Raw genomic sequence first — 20,872 nt, forward strand, 5'->3', positions numbered from 1 at the left:
TCCTGCACAGACCGACGTTATCATCCAGTCTTTACAAAGTTATGAAGATAGTAACACGAAACCTATGCGCAACTTATTATTTCGGCGCTTTCAAGGAGAAGATTAGTAAATTAGTAACCTTGTTTTTTTATAAAACGATATGTACGTGCACGATTTTCTTTATCACGATAGGCATACCATTGATTCGCTTTCTTAAGATTCTCGTCTAATGCCACACACTTATTGTCCAGAACCTCCTCAATAGCCTGAACTGTTTCATCAACATTTTGCCCCATAGATCCAGGCAAATCCGTATTGAAATCTATATAACTCCCTACGTATTCAAGGAAATCTGCCTGATCGAATTGGTAATAGACTACTGGCTTATTCTGATATAAAACATCCCAACACACACTGGAATAATCCGTTACCAGCATTGAGCATTCCATGATGAGCTCATTGAGTGGACGTTGTCCTAATGGCACCAAATGTATGCGCACATTATCACTTTGAAATGCCTCAGTAAACTCATTGATTTTGGGGTGTATAAAAAAATATAAGCTAGCATCGTATTCTTCAAGAAGGGACTGAAGATGTTCATTATGCAAGAGTTGAGAATATGCTCTGAAATACTCACTTGTAGTAAAAACATCCATACTCTGTTCTTCGAGCCAAGGACGCCAAGTAGGCATAACAAGTATCATAGGATGCTGTATATCAGCATGATTCTCAATCACATCCCAACGTGATAAACCTAATACTGCAACCTGCTGCTTTGCATAACCAAAGTAATCTACAATTATTTGCCGCTCTGCCTCGGATGAAGTAAGAAAGTATTTTATAGGACTTGAATTACTTGCACCAAAACCCTTATCTACGCGCTTCATCGCAATGACGCCATGCTGTAAAAACAGCATATCTTTCTTCCGCATGCGCGATTGAATGATGTTGGGCATAGCGCGCCATTGATAGAGATGTTGGCTGGAGTCAGATCCGATATAAAGATTCGCCAGAAGCGAATAAAGGAGATGACGAAAACCCATAAAATTCAATATATGACGACCGTACTTTTTTAGTTTTGCATAAGCCGACGCATTTTTATCTATAACATAATAGATGTCTTTATTCTCGGTAGTCGGTAGCTCATCCATGCAATATCGGAAAAAGTAGTAACCATTATCCTCTGCAAGCGAGCAAAACTTCTCGTATACCAACCAAATATTTCTTTTCCCTATAATTTCTTTTACGACAGGAGCAAGCAAAACCGCTAATAGTGAGCGCATTCTCGTAGCAAAACTGTCATAGATAGACGATGGCCTACAGGTAAAAGCAAGGCGTCCAGCTTTTGCTGTTGCGTAGGGAAAAAAGATTAACCCGTCTGGGAGTTTCACTCGAGTACCACGCAAAATAAAACGATGCGTTATTTTTTTGGGAACCTTGACGTACACACGATAGGATTTTCCACCTTTTGAAACTGTGACAAAAAAATCCCAGTATATTTCCTGTACTCCTAATTTATCAGGGAAAAAAGAAGTAGAAATGATAGTTCGATCAACCTGTACTTTAATTTCCACTTTTAATTCATGAACAAGAACTTCCGAAACACTTCTATATACCAATTCCAGACCACTACAAGAAAACTCCGTTTTTGGAATTGCCACTTGTATAGAAACTTTACCTCCCAAGCCACAGCTCAAAGAGAGTAATTTGCCAAACAGATAATTTGAGGGAACCTCATCCTCCCAAGAAGCTAGGAGCGATAATGTGCGATTGCCTTTCTTTGCGTAGGGCGTAACTGCAAGCGCACTTTCATTTCCCACCTGATGTGAAAATGTAGGATAGGGAGCTTCGTGGAAAGCTTCTGTTATAAGCGATGGGTAGTAATCCGCAGCATAATCACAATAACTGGTATTACTTTGTAATGGTAGAGATAAACTGTATGAAAAAAACTGATCGCCTTTTTGATCTGACACAAGCAGACCAAATGAAGCACGTCTAATATCATTTTCACAAAAATATCTAAGACAATTTCGTAGGTCAAGCGAAATTAAATGCGAACTAATGACCACATCTGTAAGCTCTTGTGCCCAAAGTACCTTTTCTCGTTTTATCAGATAAAGCCACATATGATCGCGCAAGTCGAACTCGCGAGGAAATCTAATTTGAAGTAACTCCTCTTCGCAAGAAACCTCAACTACCAGTGTGCGTAGCTGAGCACGCGCCAGTTCCGTTGAAACAAAATCTACCGACTCTGCGATTAAAGCAGCGTCTTTATAAAAGTTCATAAGAAACAATCCACCTAAGACTGAAGTCTGCTTTTTACGTCGGTAGTAGAAATACCTTCTGTGCGATCTAAATAGACCACATCACAGTATTCCTTGAGATACTCAAAACGATCAGAACCAGCCCAGTCACCACCCATTACCACGGTATCAATGTGATACTTTTGTACGTCCTCAATCTTTTGTTCCCAGCTTTTCTCGGGAATTACGAGGTCAACATAACGGATAGCCTCAAGCATCTCTTTGCGCGTCTCATAGTCATAAAACGAAGTCTTGCCTTTGCCTGCATTGAATTCGTCAGTCGAGAGAGCCACCACAAGATAATCACCAAGTGCCGCTGCACGCCGAAGTAGGCGGATATGACCGTAATGCAGCAAATCAAAGGTGCCATAGGTCAACACACGCTTAAGACCAGTATATTCACCGTTTCCAGAAAAATAAGGCATTGGCCGCCTTCCCCAAGTCTTCAAGTATTCGCAGATAAATCAACACACATATTCTACCATCCCTCCCCCAAAGCATCCGCCTTAACCTATACTCGGATTAACAGAAAACCAGAAAGACGTACCTAGACCAACTGCAAAAGCCTAGGAACAGCCAGAGGTAGTAATGGTAAAGACATTGCCCTAAATCGTAGCCATCCGAGGAAGTTCGTTTTACATCTTTAAAGTAGAGTTTCTTGAATAGGACAGCTTCAATCGGTGACACAAAATTGTGCGAGGAAAGTGAAACCCAGTCTATTTATTGTATAAGTTTCGCTATTTCACAATATTTCAATCATTAGCCTGCATATTTACTCATATTAGGAAAGTTGCAGGAAAGTTAGAAACCAACCAAAACCAGGCAAAAGAAAGTTACGGGCAATCAATATGACGACACTACAAAGCCTTTACCTGCAGATGGGCGGCGTAAAGAAAGTTGTGGGAAAGTTAGCTTTACGCCCAAATAGGCACGTACCGCATATATCGAGGAGCAGTTGACGGATCAACTGGCTTTATTAATTCCGCATCCACTGTCGCCGCAAGCAGCTTCGAGACGGTAGATTGGCTAGGTCCCCCTTCACCAAAACGAGAGCGGAGCGACTTGTTAGTCATAACATCACCATTCGTGAAGCAGATGCACGCATGCCAATAGCATGCCATCATGCGATCCCAAGCATCCATCGAACGGTAAGGTACATAGGACATGAGGGATACCCTCAAGCTTCCTCCAGCTCCCTCATATTCAACTACCTTCGGTGCAGGAAGATACGATGCTTCACACGAGGAGATAATCTTATCCCATCCAGTACCAAGCTCCTCGCAAAAACGGAAGCGCCTCATAAGGCTGGCAAGACGTTGATTCCTAGACTTAGGTGGGTTATCCACCAGACGCATGAGATCGACAAGCGACATTCCTGGATTCGTGAAATCAATCCTGTCAAAGAAAATCTCAACGACTGGACCACTTCCCACCACAGCAAGGTCCTGATGGATAAGGGTATTGGCAAGTATTTCTCTCACTGCCCGCTCTGGGTATGCTGTCATCTGCTGTCTGACAGCACCGATAATGTCTTCTCTTGCGGGTGTGAGAGCCATGACCATCTCAACTGCCGCCTCAAATTCAACAGCGTAGCCTCCCTCGTAGTCTCTACTACGTAACATCTCGGTACGTCCATGTCCCTCATACTGCACAAGTCTCAAAGCCTTGCGAGAAACAGAGGGAAAATCTCTAAGTCTCTTGGCGAGAAGGAGGGCTCCCAGATTCGTGATGGCATAGCGTCCGTCATCCTGACGCAACAGAATCCCATCTTCGCGGAGGTAGTGAGCAACCTTCTGCTGGGACTGAGGCATCGGAGCGTTGAGAAGCTCAAAGTACTTTGGGTAGTCAAGTAGTGAGAGCACATCGGGTAGTACAAGCCCACCTTTCGCAGTAACGCTCTCAAAATCTGACTTAGTAATGCGATCCCAAACCTCAGATTCGACAGTCGGATACTCCCGCAATTTTTTTGTGTAGCTGCCAACCCTGACATACGGAATCCCCTCGAAGTCAACCGTGTGATAGAAGGCTGCACGCACCATGAGCACTGTGACGTGCTTGCCATCAATCTCTGCCTCCATAAACTCAAAAGAGGCATTATCCGTAAGCTAGTGATGGAGCCAATTCTCAAGCTCCTCATTGCCCCTCTTTTCGAGCCTATAGCAAAACGAACTGCCCGTCACCTCGTGTGTCTCGTCATCTATGCCCCACACTATATAAGCAGTCGGAACGCCAAGTCTGCATGCGGAGTTTGCCAAAGCACTCACTCTCTGCCCAATCATCTCTGGGTTAGAATTATTTGACTTGAACTCAATCCACTCGGTTTCCGAATCGTGATGACGAAGCTCTTCTACAAGCAACGCAATGTCAATGTCTGTGCTCATATACCATTCCGCATCCATGTGGTAACAATTCATAATTAATTCTATCGCAGAGCGAAACGCTACCGACGGGGGTAACATTCCAATAAACAGACTGATATGAGAAAACCGAGGAGCCAGCTAGTTCCCACACAAACATCGTCACAACAATAGACCCCTTTTCCCAAACTAAACCACGGAAATGGGAGAAATTCACTGCAAAAGTCAGGTTCTACCATCCCTCCCCCAAAGCATCCGCCTTAACCTATACTCGGATTAACAGAAAACACATCATGAAGGGACTGGCGTGAATACAGCCAAAATGAAACTACGCCAATTAGCACGTACCGCGGGCAAGGCAGTACTTAGGTATTTTCCCAAAGCTCGTCAAAAGGCACGCGCAAAGTGGTGGGCTCATGAAGGTCGCACCTATGCAAAACTCACGGCAAACATCAAAACTGATCCAAAGGTTGTCGTATTTAGCTGCTTTATGGGGCGTTCCTTTGCAGACTCCCCTCGTGCTATCTACGAGGCACTCTGTGCAGATTCTCGTTTTGATGACTATGAGTTCTGGTGGATTTTCCGCGAGGACAGGCTCCAGCAGTTCCAAAATGATCCTCGCCTAGCTCGCGCACATATTGTCCAACGCAGTACCGAGGAATACCAGCGCCTACTCGGTTGTGCAAAGTACTGGATTTTTAATGCTCGTTGCCCGGAGTATGTGCAACCCAAACCCGACCAGGTCTATGTGCAATGCTGGCATGGAACGCCCCTCAAAAGACTGGGTTATGATGTGCAAGTAGATACCACAAATGCCCTTAATACTACGCTTGAACTAGCGGATCGCTTTAAGATGGACTCCGCCAAATGGAGCTATCTCATCTCTCCTTCTCCTTTTACTTCGCTGCACCTTAGCGACGCTTTTGGACTTGAAGAAGAACGCCGTCCTTCTGTTGTTTTAGAGGTTGGTTATCCCCGCAATGATCGTGTCGCCCGTGCCTGCGAGTCAGAAAGTTCTCTTGCTGCAGCAAGAGAAGCTGTGCTCAGCGAACTAGACATTCCACGCAACAAGAAACTCTTGCTCTACGCTCCCACCTGGCGTGACAACGACTATAAAGCGGGAATTGGCTACGTTCAAGACACACTCATCAACTTTGACTTACTTCAAAAAGAGCTGAGCAATGAGTGGCGTATTTTGTTCCGTCCACACTATTACATCGCTAACGAATTTGATTTTGAAAAGTATGGTTCATTCGTCTATAACGCGGCATCTGTACCCGATATCAACGATCTCTATATCGTAGCTGACGCACTCATGACAGACTATTCATCGGTGTTCTTTGATTACGCTGTTACTGATAGACCGCTGATTTTCTACTGGCCCGACTTTGAATATTATGATGACCATGTACGTGGTTTTTACTTTGATCCACACAAAATTCCAGGGCCCAAGTGTACTACCAGCGAAGAAGTCGTCAACGCCGTACAACAACTGAATAGCTGGCAAACAAGCTATGGTGAGGAATATAAGCGCTTCCGTAAGTACTTCCTCCCCAAAGACGATGGCCACGCAGCAGAGCGCGCCATCGAACATATTTTTAACTTGAATACTGCTCAGCGTTAGGACAACAAGATGCTGAGGGTATTAGGCATAGGCTTACGTCTGCTTGCATGGATATTTAGGCATTTCCCTCTCCAGAGGCGTGTCGTTATGCTTTCACGCCAAGGAAGCAAGCCATCTGTGGATTTTCTCATGCTCAAGGACAAACTAGCTGAGATAGACACTGCGCTCCCCGTTATAATTCGCTGTACTAAACCTGAACAACATGGAATCATGCAGCTCATAGGCCCTATGTGTAACCAGCTCTGGTATGCCTGCACCTCGAGGGTTGTTATCCTTGACGGCTACAACCCCTGCATCTGTATCCCCCCAAAGCGACGGGGAGTTTTTGTCATTCAACTATGGCATGCCGTGGGAGCAGTTAAAAAGTTTGGTTACCAAAGTCTCGATACTCCTGCTGGTCGTTCGAGTTCCTATGCAAAACTCGCTCATATGCATCAAAACTATGACCTCATAGTCTCTACTGGTCTAGGAAGCAAGCAAGCTTATTCGGAAGCTTTTGGGTATCCAGCAGAGAAAATAGTTTCCTTGGGATTACCCCGCATAGATAATCTGTATGCAGCCCCTTCAAAGGAGCATGTGAAAAAACTCCTAGCAAAAGACTATCCTTGGCTCTGTAATGGCAATAAAAACATCCTGTATGCCCCCACTCTTCGCACTGCTCATATCAAAGATAACTGGGCAGAAGATGCTATTTGTAAATTAGCGCGCTCTATCGCCCCGCTCCCTGTTAACCTCATTGTCTCCAAACATCCTCTTACTACTCTTAAAAACCCAAAGGAACTGCCCTCAAATGTTTTTGTAATGCTTGGTCATCAAACCGAAGAATTACTACAACTAGCAGATGTTGTCATATCTGATTATTCTGCAATTGCTCTTGAAGCTGGTATTGTTGGTTGTCCCGTACTTTTTTATATGCCTGATTACGAAGAGTATCGTCTTTCACCTGGTCTTAATATTGATCCGATGAAAGATAATCAGCTCTTTGGTACGGCTCTGGCAAGTGAAATCGCAGAAGTACTAAATAATCCAATAGCACTACGCTATATCCAGTCCGAGTTTGCCAACTTTATCAATACCTACTTTACTGGGCTTAATAGGCATTCAACCGAACGCGTTATTCAGCTCATCTGCAAGCATATAGATAAATAAAACCAATTCATATAATTTGCGATAATAATTAGTACTGACAACTAGCGAGACAAAGGATATCAGATGGCTGCAGTATCGGTAATCGTACCTACATACAATGAGGAAGAATACCTCAGACAAGCCTTAGATTCGCTAGCTCAACAAACTCTAAAAGATATTGAGATCATTTGCGTCAATGATGGCTCTACTGATAATTCACTTGCTATCTTGCAGGACTATGTCAATCGTTATCCACAGTTTAAACTTATTGACAAGGAAAACGGTGGTTATGGTTGCGCAGTCAACATAGGGATTGCTGCATCAACGAGCGAGTATATTGGCATTCTTGAACCTGATGACTTCGTTGATATCCATATGTTTGAAGAACTCTACCATTATGCACATTTAGATACCCTGCCCAAACAAGACATCATGCCTGCTGCAAAAAAATATCTCACTCAGCATCCAGAAACAAAAAAGGCTGATATAGTTCGCTCCTCTTTTTACCATTATTGGGATGCCAATGAGTATGAGCCTGCAACGGTAACCACTCCTCCAAGCTATGGAGGATTGCCTTATCGCGTCACACTTGGCACAGTGCCCGAGCTCGCTTTAACTGTGTGGGATCATCCCGCAGTCTGGGCATGTATTTATCGTCGTGAATATCTCATCCAAAACAATATTCACTTTGTCGAGGCACGTGGCGCGGGATGGGTAGATAATCCTTGGCTTTTTGACACGGCGCTGAGTGCCAAAACTTTGGTATGGGTACCCAAAGCGTACTACCATTACCGCCGCACTAATGAGAACTCTTCGATGTTTACCACTGACTACACTATTCCTTTGTCACGCATGGAAGATATGCTCGCTATCTTTGATCGTTATCCCCAGGCAGACGCACAGATTTATCGTCACTTTGCTCGACGTGTACTACGCCTTACCGTTAGCATTTTTAATGGTATGCAGCTTCAAAAAACCGACCCTCAACTCTTCGAACGAGTAAGAAAGATTTTCAGTCGACTGAAGCCTGAAGCGGTGCTCGAAAATCCTGAAATAGAAGAAACACGCAAAATTTTTTATCGCGAAGTAATGGGGCTCTACGACAAAAAACTAAAAAAGCTTGAGCGCGTTAAAAGCCCTGAGCTTACTCTACTGGTAAATGCGCATAATAACTATGCGTTTATCTCAGGCATTTTACGTCTACTCAATACCCAAAACAGCTCTGCATCTATCGATATCATTGCATGGGATGAAGGGGGAAGCTGGGATTATTCTGGTATATTTTCCCAGCATGTTGCCAGCTTTGACAAGCGTATCAGCTATCTCAATGGTAATGCTCACGAAGTCTTTGCTCATATACGCACTGACAAAGTATATGTAGTAGCGAGCAATGCCACCCTGCAAAAGAATAGTGCAGAACAGTTAATTGCCGTTACCCATCAAAGCTCAGCAGATATTTTGCTTGTGGATTCACTCAATACTCTTGAATGCCCTATTGGGGTGAGCCCGATTGAGACGATCTACCCCCAGCTCTTTGAACTCATGCCTACAAACTTTGGAAACTTTTGCATCAAAACAACCTTACTTTCGCAGGTCTTTGACCATCTGGAAAAATACCCCTTTGACTATGACCCCTCAGAGCTCATGTTGCGTACACTACTAACAGCTCATACCCTCGAATGTAGCCCCCTAAAATGTATACGCACTCTCAAGCGCGATCGTGCAATGGGTGCAGTACGTATCGCTCGCGAGCAAATCAAAGCTGAAAATCTTCGCGCGGATGCTCTTGTCCGTATGAAGACTCTTCTCATAGAGCAGGGTGCATATGAGGCAGCAGAAAAATCTTTTGAACATTTTGCTGCTGGTGTCCTCATCGAAGATCTCCGAGATGATGACTTTGTCTCATTCAAGTATAAAGCGCGCTACATTAAAGACAGCTATATCGCAGCTCTTCTTCCTCATCTTGAAGACCAACATGAGTTTATAGCACGCAGTCCCGAGGAACTACTCTACCTCCTGAAGCACAATGAGCCGCTCTACCATAAGCAGATGGGTCTAGAGCGCTATGTCACCATACGTAATCAGCGCAATGACTATCGAGAACGTTATTATGCAGAACGTGTACAAAACACAAAGCTTCGGCAAGAGCTCAAGCGAAAAGGACTGCGGGGCTTTAGTAGATTCATACTCAAAACGCCTCTTGGTCCAATACTACGCAACTTACTCAAGCACTAGTCAAGCCTACTACTTGCTGCTATTTTTCCTTGGCTTAAACGCTTCACGTATCTTCTTTGCAGGCGTCACAAGGGCTGAACCTATACGATACGATTTGGAGGAAAGCAGAGCATCTAGGCGTTTTTTAAGCCGCCTGTTTTTCTCAAGGGCGTCTCTCAGTGCTGACTCAGCCTTCCTGTGCGCTTGCATCTCTTTCTTAAGATCCGCAGCGGCAGAGGATGCGGCATGTTTATGCGTACATGCCATCGCCTCCGCAGCACGTTTTGCCACGAGTGCCCTCTCTCTTGATGCTTCAGCATCTTCCATATGTGTGCGGAAGGTATCTAGCTCACGCACCAACACTTCAAAATTCCTCTGATCGATCGGGTTTAACGCCCAAAATGCATATTTTTCCGCAAAAGAAAGCTTGTGATAATCATTGCGCGCATTACGGAGCAATTGTGTTGCAATCATAGTTGCGGTTCGTGTCTGCTCAGCCACATCAGACGGATAACGCCATAATTCCGCAAGAACTTCTTGATAGGCAAGAAAATAACCATGCGCATGTTTGAATTGTTTGGCAGACGTCATGAGAGAATCACTGCGAACACGCCGACGATAGAATGCTTGTGGTATATATCCAACTCGCTTAGCGTGCCAGAGTGCCTGAAAGGTAAATGTATTATCTTCATGTGCAGCCGATTGGTTAAAGCGTAGATGAGACGTATCAAAATAGGATTTATTAAAAAATTGTAAGGCAACATTTACGCGATATTCCTCAGCCGCGTGAAAGACACAAAGGAGATCTTTTCCATCCCACACACCCGTATAATCTTGGTAGCGACGGTAATACTTGGAATACTTGGCAAACTCACGCTCTGCTTGTTTACTCGGTATTTTTGTATCATCGAGAAATGCAGCGCCATCAAAAATAACTTCATCTAGCTGATCTTTTTCCGCTCTCTCCCAAAGAGTCTGAAGTGCATTTGGCTCAATCCAGTCATCAGCATCCAGAAAATAAAGATAATCGCCCCATTGGTGATCCCAGCTCAACGCCGCATTTCTTGAACTGGCACAGGAGTGACCTGGTTTATGCTGTGACATCACCGTTATACGTGTATCGTGTTGGGCATAGTTCAATGCCACATCGAGAGTGGCATCTGTAGACCCATCATCAACAATAATTATTTCTATCTCTTGTAGAGTTTGACGAAGTATACTATCAAGGCATTGTCCAATCCAGAGACTCACGTTAAAGGCAGGTACAATAACAGTTACTTTTGGCACACATAACGTTGGAGTACGTTCTTGAAGGACATAGGGTTCCGTAGAACCTTGTTTCAGATTTTGTATCCTAGAGTGATACTCATACGCTGACTCACATCCACAAACACAGTCATAATCTCCGCAACTCTCATAGCTTTCTCGTTTAAAAGCTAATACCTTCGTTTGTATCAGTTCAGAGTGTGCAATATGACTGCAAAGCACAAAGCGCTCTTGAGCATCGGACATTCCATGTAAACATTGCGCGAGTGTTCTAACAGCAAAATTTGCAAACGAAAATTCTAGTTCTTCATAACGTTCTCGATTGCACAGCTCAGTATACAATTGTGTTACCGCAGTAAGAACATCTGTTGGTGAGTGTTTGATATGTCGAAGATTCCCTTTCTTCGTGCGATGATGTACTAACTTTTCATTGAGGCTTAGGAATTGACTCGCCTCACATAAAGCAAGTGCAATAAAAACAATTTCAGTAGTCTTATCAAATGGTGAAAAGCTTAATTTTTTCTCTTTCAGGAAGCTCAAGCTAAACAGTTTAGTCCAAATATCAGTTGAAGAGATTGTCATAATATGCTGAGGAGCGTCCCTGTAAGAGAATACTGTTTTATTGCTATAAAACTGAGGCCACATTTGAGTCCTCGGAATTACTGTATTGGTATGGGATTCAAACGTTTGTGCATCAAAAAACAGCACGTCTACTTGATAGGTATTTACCTGATCTTTTAAACGTTCTATAAAGATACGTTCAACATAATCGCCCGCATCACAAAAATAGATGTAATCTCCTGTTGCATATTGAACGACATAATTATACATCTCATCTTGGCTGCTACCAGACCGATTGATAACTGTCATGCGCTCATCATGTTGGGCATATTCAGCAAGAATGATCTGTGATGCATCATTGCTCCCCCAATCAATGCAGATAAGCTGAAAATCATCAGATGTCTGGGTAAGAAAGCTGTCAAGGCACTGATTCAAGAAAGGCGCATCGTTTAACACTGATAGGACAACAGAAATGAAAGCCATTATTTATCTCCTTGGAAATATCAGCGCCTAATAGGTGAATCAAATCAGTATTATCACCTTAAAAATTATGCAGTTCACCACCATATGGTAGATTAACTAAGAAAGCTGAAAAAGTATTAATGGATTCATATGTGCATACAGGTACTCGTTCCCCACAAGTAAAATTTGAATACCAACACAAGCACCATGCAATGGAATGCTCCGCAATAAAACGCAGAAGAAGGTTTGCTTTCTACATTTGCTATAAGAGATAATAAGGAAACATAAACATAAATAGAGAAGAGAGCTATTCAGTATGCCAAAAGTGTCCGTAATTATTCCAATATTCAATGCAGAAAAATATCTTGACGAATGCTTGAAAAGTGTTCTATCTCAGACCCTAAGTGATATTGAAGTAATTTGTGTAGACGATGGCAGTACTGACTCAAGTCTTACTATCCTAAACAGATATGCAAAAAATGATTCGCGCATTAAAGTAATAGAACAAAAAAATGCTGGTGCAGGTGCTGCAAGAAACAAAGGAATGAAAATTGCTACTGGAGAGTATCTCAGTTTTTTGGATAGTGATGACGTCTTTGAACTAACCATGTTAGAAAAACTACTTACTATTTCTGATTTTGAGCAACTTGATGTTGCCATATGTAGGTGTAACAAATTCATTCACGAGACAAAAGAAACTATTGATACTCCATGGAGTATCAAATCTGAGTTGATACCAGCTAATAATTACTTCCAAGCAACCGATATAAAGAAGGACTTTTTTGAAGCTTTTATTTGGTGGCCTTGGGACAAGCTATTCAGAGCTCAATTTATTAAAGATTCCTCGTTGTATTTCCAAGAACAGCGCACAACAAACGACCTATTTTTTGTGGTGGGAGCCACCCTACTTGCCAAGAAAATTGACTATATCAACGATGTCTTAATTCATCAGAGGGTACACGAAGGATCTCTAGTTGTTACACGAGAAAAAAGTTGGCACTGCTTTTTTGATGCTCTCATTAAGGTAAGAGATTTTCTCCAAGAAAAAAAACTTTATGATCGCTTTGAACAGGACTTCATTAACTATTGCGTCACGTTTACAAACTGGTATAAAAATAGCGTTGACATCTCGACGTACCAGAAAATAGTCCCAGCGCTATCAAGAGCTTTTAAAGAATTAGATGTAGCAGACAAACCGAAAAAGTTTTTTTATAAGACAGACAGCTGGTCTGAAGTACAAAAAGTGCTAAATTGGAAACCCATAGCAATAAGCGTTATTATGCCCTCACTCAACGTGAGACCATATATTCGTGAATGTATACAAAGTGTCTGTAATCAAACTCTTCGCAATATTGAAATCATTTGCGTAGATGCAGGTTCAACTGACGGCACGCTAGAAATACTAAGAGAATTCGAAAAAAACGATCCTCGCATAACTGTCATAGTTTCAGATAAAAAAAGCTATGGCCACCAAATGAATTTGGGGCTTAAGCATGCTCAAGGCGAATATATAGGAATCGTTGAAACAGATGATTTTGCCTCCCCAACCATGTATGCCAATCTTTTTGCAGTCGCTGAGAAGAGGGATGCGGACGTTGTCAAAGCAAATTGGCGTCGTTTTCAAACCAAGCCTATCCAGCATGATACTCTGTTTGAACGTTATGCTGGTTTACCTTATAACAAAGTTCTTACCGTAGACGAGAAGAAAAAGATTTTAGATGGTGCATCAGGAATCTGGAGTGGCATTTATAGGAAAGATTTTCTCGCAAGAAATGGAATTGATTTTCTAGAAACTCCTGGTGCTTCCTATCAAGATACAGCTTTTTTGTTAAAAGTTATTATGGCAGCCAAATCTATAATCTTACTAAAAAGGGGATGGCTGCATTACCGTATTGATAATGACAATAGCAGTGTACATTCTTCAGGCAAAGTATTGTGTATCTGCAATGAAATGAAATCTGTCCATGCCTATATAAATGCGCGACCTACCCTTAAGAAGACTTATAGAGCAGATATCTGGTCACGCACGGCCACTGTATACGATTGGAATGATAAGCGTCTCGCTGACAGCCTGAGAATTGATTTCTTAAAAGAAGTCCAAGCTGAATTTACCCAAGGACTAGAGTCCGGGTCTTTCAAATTTGACTATCTTACTGGTAGATATCGCAGATTTATTGAGCAAGTTCTGGAGAGCCCAGAATCCTATGCTGCACACCACAAGACAATATCTCAGAAATTTGAGTCCTCAAACCCTAAGAATTCACCACTATTCTCTATAGTGCTGGAAGTTCACAATGGAGAAAAAACCCTTCGCACATGCATAGATAGCTTACTCGCTCAAACTTTTTCTAGTTTTGAAGTTCTATGCTTTGATCAAAACTCACTGGGCAATACTGGTACAATTTTGGCCAAATATGCACATGAGGATTCCCGATTCCAGGTTATCAGCGATGGTGGAGAATCATTGCGCAATACCGCAATAAACAAATCTCAGGGTGCCTTTATCCTGTTTATCAACAACTACACATTTCTACAGCCATCATGCCTTGAGCTTTTAGGAGAAATTATTGAAACGCAATCTCCTGACATCCTACTCAATAAACAAACATGTTATAACTTGGATTCAAAAAAGCTGGCACAAGAGTCATTCGGATACAACGAAGTAATTTACAGCAGCATTTACCCGTTCAATTCAACTACAGCACCAAAGCAATTACTACAAGTTAGCTCACCAACTGTGTTAGGCAAAGTTTATAGAACAGGCTTTTTGAAGTCTCTTCCCTATCAATTTGAGACTAATACATCGTTTAGAAACGATGCTCTTCTGTGCTCAATCGCTCTGTTGCAAGCATCAAAGATCTCTGTCTGTGATACTGCAGTAATAGTCCAGGCAAGTACTTCAAAAGAACGCAACGAAAATCATATAAATCCCTATGCATCTGAACTTGCTAAACCATGGATAGATCTTCTTGGAGCAAATGGTGTATTTGCATCTAAGACATACAACAACCCACTCGTTCTCTCGAGTGCCCGTGCGTTAGCTGCACATACTATTCGTAGCGACTTTGATTCATTGACCAGCAACGATGCGCGAAGTATCGCGGTACATGCACTTAGTTCTGATGCTGTGCGCAACACAGGTATTTTCGATTTAGCTTGTGAATCGTATGAAGAGGAAGCAGATTACAACTTCTTCCAAGGATTACGAGCTGGATTTGAAAAAATATCCTCATCTACGGAACGGGCAGAAATCATAGTAATTCCCCGAAAAAGCACGATTCAACCATCAATTAGCGTTGTAATTCCCATATATAACTCCGAAAAATACCTTTCAGAATGTCTTGATTCTCTTGTAAATCAAAGTAAAAACGACATTGAAATCATTTGTGTGGACGATGGAAGCATCGACTCCTCATCCGAATTAATCAAAAAATTTGCTGAAAACGATCCACGAATAATACTGCTACATCAAGAAAACCAAGGTCAGAGCGTCGCTCGAAATACAGGTGTAGGATATTCAGTAGGAAAATATATTTACTTCATTGATAGCGACGATGTACTTGATATATATGCACTTGAAAGACTGTACAAAAAAATGGAGCTTGAAAAGCTCGATGTCCTCTTCTTTGAGGGTATAAGCTTCGCACATTCCACCGATGACATTGAAACATACCAACACTTTGAGGGAAACTATCAAAGGCATTATCTACACTCAGATGTCCTTAATGGACCTACATTACTAAAAGAATTATGGAATGACGGGGACTACTGGGTTTCTCCCTGTATGCAGATGACACGTAGAGAGCATTTTATTAATAATAATCTTTGGTTTCTTCCTGGAATCATTTATGAGGATAATTTTTATACGTTCAAGTCTCTCTTACATGCAAGACGAGCGAATTGTATGCATGATTCACTCTACAAGCGCCGAGTCCGCTCAGGATCGACAATGTCAAGTAAACCTAAGTTTTTCAATTGCTACAGTTATTTTAAGATATTTCTTGCCATGAGTGCCGAAATTTCAGCTCACTCTCCAGAGGATAGTGGATGGGCTGTTGCATGTGAATTGCGCGAATACATGTTGCAGCATGCTAGGGCGCAATTCTCAAAGCTCTCTAGTCTTGAACAAAACGAACGATGGTTCATGCCTGAACTTGAGCTCTATCTTTTTGAAAAAGATATCACAACCTATTGTGAACTCAAAGAAACTATCAAGACTCAGAATGATGAGATAAATACTTTAAACAGATTGGCAGCCTCAAATCTCAGGGCTGCAAATAGATTGCAGGATAGGCTCTCCCAGATAAAAAACAATAAAATTATTAAGTTAGGTTTGAGGTTGAAGCGATTTTTGAGAAGGGCAAGAAGGGCGCTACGCAATCCAAAACTTATCCTAAGAAAGCTAGGGCTGTCCTAGCTTTCCCCACCCATAATTTACTCAATAACTAGGCGTATTTTACTATGTCTGGAATAGGACAGTTTTATGAAACATATCAAGGGATATGAAGTTCAACCTCAGAACTATAAGCGAAAACGTGATCCAGCAATTGAATTAATGCGCATTGTTGGTTGTCTTTGTGTAATCGCATGTCATATTAATCCGGGCCCCTTAAAACACGGAGTGGCATATAACTCTCAAATTTTTATCACTTGCCTAGTTGCTGATGGAGTAGCAATTTTTTGGTTTATTACCGGATGTTTTCTTTTTCGAGAGGACTTTAACTATCAACGTTCTTTGAGTCACTTTGCTAAGAAAATAGGTATCCCCGTATGTGTCTTTTGTCTTTTTATTTTTTTCTTTTATGACTTTTTTATATCTGGAACACCCATCTTAAAATCTCTTAGTCATCCACTCAGCGACTATAAAGCTTTGGTATATAGTTTAGCTAAGTTGCTTGTTCCCGTTAAACGTAGCGGACATCTCTGGTTTCTTATAGCTTATTTCTTACTTCTTTTAATCTCTCCTGCACTTAATTCTTTTGCACTTTATCTCAGAAAATCTGACAAACGAGAGAATGTGTTTCTTGCGCTTTCCTTTATTGGATTGACGATAAATACTTTAACAAATAACCAGACTTTTGCTTTTTCGCACCATAGTCTTAATGCAATGATTCCAGGAGCTATCATAGTTCTCTGGGGGGATATTTTTTACCGCAGGTGGAACAATATAAAGCTTCGCTTAGCCTCTCATCAACTTCTTATTGCATTAGTTGCGCTAACAGGGATAGTTTGCGTCAACAATATACGTGCCATATTCCAGCATCATGCCTATATGCAGGGACTCGATCATACTGTGGCGATCTTTTGGTATTCACCTTTCGGTCTATTAGTTACCCTCTGCATCTTTATATTGTGCACATCTTCAATACAACAAAATGCCCATCCAAGACTTGAATCCATTATTTGCGCTGTAGCATCGCTCACGTTCCCCATATATGTCATTCATAACTTTGTTATTGATATGCTTAATACCTATGGAATTATTCCTTTTATTAAATCCCATTTATTACATGGAATGTCAGGATTTTGGACTCTCTGCTTCATCCTTTGTACTGCCACTATTATCTTTCTTGTAAGCCTTACCGTTTGTGGAGCACTGGGCAATCTATTCGGAATCTTTGCCACAAAAACTAAACACAATAAATCTTTCTCCCGAATTAGGTGAGATAATCCTACTTCCCACAAGTAGGCACCATTATATTGACTGTCAAGTCATTTATATGATATCCGCAATTATTGATTATTTCTAAAACAATGGCAAATGGAAAAAGATGCAATGACAGGCATCGAAGCCATCAATGGCAGTGCATAACGCAACAAACCATTCACAGGGCTTACCAAGCATAGTGCCACATTCAGTGCAGCTCCCAGAAGGAGCCATACAGAATGTCCGCGCTTGGTATACAACATGAAACCCCAAAAAAATAAAAGAGCCCATGTATAGCTTGCTGGATTTACGCATAGCGAAAGAAGTGGGTAAACTTTCCATATATCCGTATAACTCTTCATGATATTTCGGCCTAGTTGCGGAAGCTCATAATGAAAATCAAATGCACCCGTTGCAAGGGGTTCCCCCTTGATATAGAAGGGGTAGGATGACAATACCTCATGCGCTTCAAAGGGATAGAAATAACCATATGTATTAGCTAAAGTTGCATCAATATAAACCCTCGGATGACGCAACCCCATTGCAAACCAAACTTTAAAGTACTTTAACAAATCCTTTTTTGTACTTTCTGCCTTGAACATATCTTTGATAAAGTCTGCATTGTCTGGATTGTACCTACATCCTAATGCAGAAGCAGGCAGCACTTGATTAATAACGGCAAACTCTTCTTTGCTGACTTCATCTGGTCGGAGTTTCACGAAACGTGCAGTCTGTTGAAATGGCACTGAAAGAACTTCTTTAACAGATCCTGGTACAACGCCTAAAGCATTCATAAGAGGTCCGCTAACAAGTTTAAAAATTACAAACATAATTATTGCAGAGTTACAAAGATACTGACGTAAGTGCGGAGTCTTCTTTCCCGCTAGCAAGATAAGTACGAATAGCTGTGGGATACAAAAGTAGATACCATTATTGCGAGAAAAACTAACTGCCAGTCCCAATGCAAGAAGAATTAATGTATAAAAAAGAGGCGATCTCCTGAACGTATTTTCAGAACTAGTATCTTTGCTCTCTATATAAAGCTGGATACTCGTCGCAAAGAAAAGAGTCCATGTAGCACAAAATGGTCCATCTTTCATAACAGCCTGAGCATACCCACCCCAAACAGGTAGCACTGCAAAAAATAGCAAGGCTCCAATACCCGCATGCCGTGACCAACTCTGAATAATCTGACAAACTGCCGAATAACAGAGAGCCTCCATTACCGTAAAGAACGTAACGCATACGAAAAGCCCAACATTATTGCTAACAAGATTGCCTAGTGAGATGAGGGCCCCTATTAGCAAAGTCATGAGATACGGATGATGATTGGATAGAGGGCTAATTCCAAATGCTTGATTTATTTCAACATAGCCATCATAAGGAATCGAACCTGGAAAGAAAGCAAGTAAAAAGGGTGACCATGCAAGAATCAAAACGATAAAAAAGAAAAATAGGGAGTGATCAACGAAGTGCATCTTATCGTTAGTGACATACTTAATTCCAATTTGATTATTCTCAAGCCCATTAAAAGCAAAACAAATAACTACATCGAAGAGATAAAAATACCCAAGTAATACAAGCAAGGCAACAAAGGATTGTTTGATATTCTGCAAAATAAATGAGCTATTACCCATTTGAGAAAAGCTCATACCTATAAGGGTACATAAAGCAAAAATTAGTGCGAGTGTATGTGTAATTGCTTTACCACATTGTTGAACGACCCTAAAAATCTTTCGATGCAAAGCGAGTATTGCTATCGATAACATCCCTATAGGAAGAGCGGTGCCATCAACCGAATCAACAACAATATGAGTAATAGAGGTCGATTTAGAGACAATGCCTGTAGATGAAAGAGCAAGGACAGATACTAGTGCTAGGAGCAAGCTTACCGCATTCATTGTTGATTTGTTATATCTATAACTAAAGTCTTGAATCATTCAACACCTCAACCATTTATGACTATTCAAACACTCATTCGCCCACTCATAAACTTATCGGTCTTATAGACACATATATTGAGTGACCACGTCTACAATAAGAGTATATGTAATACTTTGCCTAAAACTTAGGAGGTAAAAACATGAATATCGCGGTTGGCGGTACTGGATATGTTGGTCTCTCTTTGGCCATTCTTCTTGCCCAACATAACCAAGTAACAGCTGTCGATGTTATCCCCAAAAAGGTTGAGAAACTCAATAACTGGCAGAGTCCCATTGCTGATACAGAAATTGAACGCTTTTTGAAAGAAGCCTCCGAGGGTAAACGCAAGCTCAATCTGACTGCAACAACTAGCGCCGCAACAGCGTATGCCAATGCTGACCTTGTAGTAATCGCTACACCCACCAACTATGACGCACGCAAAAATTTTTTTGACACCCACTTTGTTGAACAGGTTATTGAACTTGTGCTCGAGATCAATCCCAAAGCGACAATGGTTGTAAAGTCCACCGTACCAGTTGGCTATACCAAATCAATTTGTGCACGCTATCCAAAGGGCAAATTTCTTTTTAGCCCTGAGTTTTTGCGCGAAGGTCATGCTCTTTATGACAATCTGCATCCTAGCCGTATTATTGTTGGAACTCCTTTTGAGGATATGCGTGCTGAAGCAGAGCGTTTTGCTTCCTTGCTTGCAGAAGGTGCTGAAGATACAGATGTGCCCACACTTGTAATGCACGCAACTGAGGCAGAAGCAGTAAAGCTTTTTGCAAATACCTATCTTGCTCTTCGTGTTGCTTATTTCAACGAGCTTGATACCTACTGTGAGGTACGAGGACTTGACACCGCTTCAGTGGTCCGTGGTGTTTGCCTTGAGCCACGTGTCGGTGATTTCTACAACAATCCCAGCTTTGGCTATGGAGGGTATTGTCTGCCTAAAGACACAAAACAGCTCTTGGCAAATTATCAGGATGTACCTCAAAACCTCATTAGCGCTATTGTGCAATCTAATCGCACACGAAAAGATTTTGTTGCCGAAGAAATAATTGATTGCTGCCGCTTACTCAAGGAACATGGAGTCAAACATCCTCTTGTAGGCATCTACCGCCTGACTATGAAGTCTGGATCAGATAATTTCCGTGCCTCAAGCATCCAGGGCATTATGAAACGCATAAAAGCAAAGGGTTTCCAGTGTCTTGTTTATGAGCCAACTCTTGATGCTCCAGATTTCTTTGAAAGCGAGGTCACTCATAACCTTAATTACTTTAAGGAGAACGCTGATATCATCGTTGCAAATCGCTGGAACGATGACCTTAGCAGCGTTTCTTCAAAAGTCTATACAAGAGATTTATTCTGCCGTGATTAATGCATTGCGCTTTTGGCTCTGTTAGTT

12 protein-coding genes are annotated in these 20,872 nt (G+C 41.8%); 6 read left to right on the top strand and 6 right to left on the bottom strand.

Annotated features, from left to right (window positions below; translation table 11 throughout):
• Window positions 1–110: 110 nt before the first annotated feature.
• The 4 genes from ACO5JD_RS06790 to ACO5JD_RS06805 form a co-directional block, all read right to left on the bottom strand.
• On the bottom strand, window positions 111–2,264 hold the full coding sequence (locus ACO5JD_RS06790; RefSeq protein WP_484988638.1) for a CDP-glycerol glycerophosphotransferase family protein: 2,154 nt from the start codon (window positions 2,262–2,264) through the stop codon (window positions 111–113).
• A 14-nt stretch (window positions 2,265–2,278) separates the two neighbouring features.
• On the bottom strand, window positions 2,279–2,707 hold the full coding sequence (gene tagD, locus ACO5JD_RS06795) for a glycerol-3-phosphate cytidylyltransferase (protein WP_021625507.1): 429 nt from the start codon (window positions 2,705–2,707) through the stop codon (window positions 2,279–2,281).
• A 489-nt stretch (window positions 2,708–3,196) separates the two neighbouring features.
• Entirely contained in the window at window positions 3,197–4,360 is a 1,164-nt protein-coding gene (locus tag ACO5JD_RS06800; protein WP_484988640.1) for an ATP-binding protein, read from the bottom strand.
• Window positions 4,361–4,387: 27 nt separating this feature from the next.
• Complete coding sequence (locus tag ACO5JD_RS06805; protein WP_484988642.1) at window positions 4,388–4,663, bottom strand: AlbA family DNA-binding domain-containing protein; 276 nt, start codon at window positions 4,661–4,663, stop codon at window positions 4,388–4,390.
• Between the two features lie 283 nt (window positions 4,664–4,946).
• Here ACO5JD_RS06805 and ACO5JD_RS06810 point away from each other — a divergent pair, with 283 nt between their 5' ends.
• The 3 genes from ACO5JD_RS06810 to ACO5JD_RS06820 all read left to right on the top strand — a co-directional run bounded on the left by ACO5JD_RS06810 (window position 4,947) and on the right by ACO5JD_RS06820 (window position 9,626).
• The gene (locus ACO5JD_RS06810; protein WP_484988644.1) at window positions 4,947–6,263 is read left to right on the top strand and encodes a CDP-glycerol glycerophosphotransferase family protein; all 1,317 of its coding nucleotides are present in this window, start codon (window positions 4,947–4,949) and stop codon (window positions 6,261–6,263) included.
• 9 nt (window positions 6,264–6,272) lie between these two features.
• Window positions 6,273–7,412, top strand: a complete 1,140-nt coding sequence (locus ACO5JD_RS06815; RefSeq protein ID WP_484988646.1) for a CDP-glycerol glycerophosphotransferase family protein — start codon at window positions 6,273–6,275, stop codon at window positions 7,410–7,412.
• A gap of 63 nt (window positions 7,413–7,475) precedes the next feature.
• A complete protein-coding gene (locus ACO5JD_RS06820) occupies window positions 7,476–9,626 on the top strand; it encodes a glycosyltransferase (RefSeq protein ID WP_484988648.1) in 2,151 nt (716 codons plus the stop codon).
• Between the two features lie 9 nt (window positions 9,627–9,635).
• Here ACO5JD_RS06820 and ACO5JD_RS06825 read toward each other — a convergent pair whose 3' ends face one another.
• Window positions 9,636–11,915, bottom strand: a complete 2,280-nt coding sequence (locus ACO5JD_RS06825) for a glycosyltransferase (RefSeq protein ID WP_484988650.1) — start codon at window positions 11,913–11,915, stop codon at window positions 9,636–9,638.
• A 304-nt stretch (window positions 11,916–12,219) separates the two neighbouring features.
• Between ACO5JD_RS06825 and ACO5JD_RS06830 the strand changes: the two genes are divergently transcribed.
• Both ACO5JD_RS06830 and ACO5JD_RS06835 read left to right on the top strand, forming a co-directional pair.
• Complete coding sequence (locus tag ACO5JD_RS06830; RefSeq protein WP_484988652.1) at window positions 12,220–16,311, top strand: glycosyltransferase; 4,092 nt, start codon at window positions 12,220–12,222, stop codon at window positions 16,309–16,311.
• Window positions 16,312–16,377: 66 nt separating this feature from the next.
• Window positions 16,378–17,559, top strand: a complete 1,182-nt coding sequence (locus ACO5JD_RS06835) for an acyltransferase family protein (protein ID WP_484988654.1) — start codon at window positions 16,378–16,380, stop codon at window positions 17,557–17,559.
• A gap of 68 nt (window positions 17,560–17,627) precedes the next feature.
• On the opposite strand, the gene ACO5JD_RS06840 is transcribed toward ACO5JD_RS06835, so the two are convergent.
• Window positions 17,628–19,481, bottom strand: coding sequence for a DUF6020 family protein (locus ACO5JD_RS06840; RefSeq protein ID WP_484988656.1), 1,854 nt, complete (start codon window positions 19,479–19,481; stop codon window positions 17,628–17,630).
• A gap of 143 nt (window positions 19,482–19,624) precedes the next feature.
• On the opposite strand from ACO5JD_RS06840, the gene ACO5JD_RS06845 reads away from it, so the two are divergent.
• On the top strand, window positions 19,625–20,845 hold the full coding sequence (locus tag ACO5JD_RS06845; RefSeq protein ID WP_484988658.1) for a nucleotide sugar dehydrogenase: 1,221 nt from the start codon (window positions 19,625–19,627) through the stop codon (window positions 20,843–20,845).
• Window positions 20,846–20,872 lie beyond the last annotated feature (27 nt).

This window comes from Olegusella sp. (assembly GCF_057238325.1).

What these genes read in the sequence shown, in the direction of transcription:
- ACO5JD_RS06790 (WP_484988638.1), bottom strand. Translation starts at nt 2,264, where the DNA reads ATGAACTTTTATAAAGACGCTGCTTTAATCGCAGAGTCGGTAGATTTT.
- tagD (WP_021625507.1), bottom strand. Translation starts at nt 2,707, where the DNA reads ATGCCTTATTTTTCTGGAAACGGTGAATATACTGGTCTTAAGCGTGTG.
- ACO5JD_RS06800 (WP_484988640.1), bottom strand. Translation starts at nt 4,360, where the DNA reads ATGGAGGCAGAGATTGATGGCAAGCACGTCACAGTGCTCATGGTGCGT.
- ACO5JD_RS06805 (WP_484988642.1), bottom strand. Translation starts at nt 4,663, where the DNA reads ATGAGCACAGACATTGACATTGCGTTGCTTGTAGAAGAGCTTCGTCAT.
- ACO5JD_RS06815 (WP_484988646.1), top strand. Translation starts at nt 6,273, where the DNA reads ATGCTGAGGGTATTAGGCATAGGCTTACGTCTGCTTGCATGGATATTT.
- ACO5JD_RS06820 (WP_484988648.1), top strand. Translation starts at nt 7,476, where the DNA reads ATGGCTGCAGTATCGGTAATCGTACCTACATACAATGAGGAAGAATAC.
- ACO5JD_RS06825 (WP_484988650.1), bottom strand. Translation starts at nt 11,915, where the DNA reads ATGGCTTTCATTTCTGTTGTCCTATCAGTGTTAAACGATGCGCCTTTC.
- ACO5JD_RS06835 (WP_484988654.1), top strand. Translation starts at nt 16,378, where the DNA reads ATGAAACATATCAAGGGATATGAAGTTCAACCTCAGAACTATAAGCGA.
- ACO5JD_RS06840 (WP_484988656.1), bottom strand. Translation starts at nt 19,481, where the DNA reads ATGATTCAAGACTTTAGTTATAGATATAACAAATCAACAATGAATGCG.
- ACO5JD_RS06845 (WP_484988658.1), top strand. Translation starts at nt 19,625, where the DNA reads ATGAATATCGCGGTTGGCGGTACTGGATATGTTGGTCTCTCTTTGGCC.